Here is a 617-nt window from a genome sequence, read left to right as displayed (position 1 = left end):
GGGGTGACGGCGTACCTTTTGTATAATGGGTCAGCGACTTACATTCAGTGGCAAGCTTAACCGATTAGGGAAGGCGTAGCGAAAGCGAGTCCGAACAGGGCGTTGAGTCGCTGGGTGTAGACCCGAAACCAGATGATCTATCCATGGCCAGGTTGAAGGTGCGGTAACACGTACTGGAGGACCGAACCCACTAACGTTGAAAAGTTAGGGGATGAGCTGTGGATAGGGGTGAAAGGCTAAACAAATCTGGAAATAGCTGGTTCTCTCCGAAAACTATTTAGGTAGTGCCTCGTGTCTCACCTTCGGGGGTAGAGCACTGTCATGGTTGGGGGGTCTATTGCTGATTACCCCGCCATAGCAAACTCCGAATACCGAAGAGTGCAATCACGGGAGACAGACATCGGGTGCTAACGTCCGGTGTCAAGAGGGAAACAACCCAGACCGCCAGCTAAGGTCCCCAAATATAGCTAAGTGGGAAACGAAGTGGGAAGGCTAAAACAGTCAGGAGGTTGGCTTAGAAGCAGCCACCCTTTAAAGAAAGCGTAATAGCTCACTGATCGAGTCGTCCTGCGCGGAAGATGTAACGGGGCTAAGCTATATACCGAAGCTGCGGACGC

General features: G+C 51.9%; 1 rRNA gene. It reads left to right on the top strand.

The window, feature by feature from the left end:
* Positions 1–617 (top strand): 23S ribosomal RNA (locus AC3WQZ_RS35720); the annotation flags it as partial.

The sequence above is a fragment of the Cupriavidus sp. FW305-26 genome (assembly GCF_058787975.1).
This window is presented reverse-complemented; position numbering and strand designations above follow the sequence as displayed.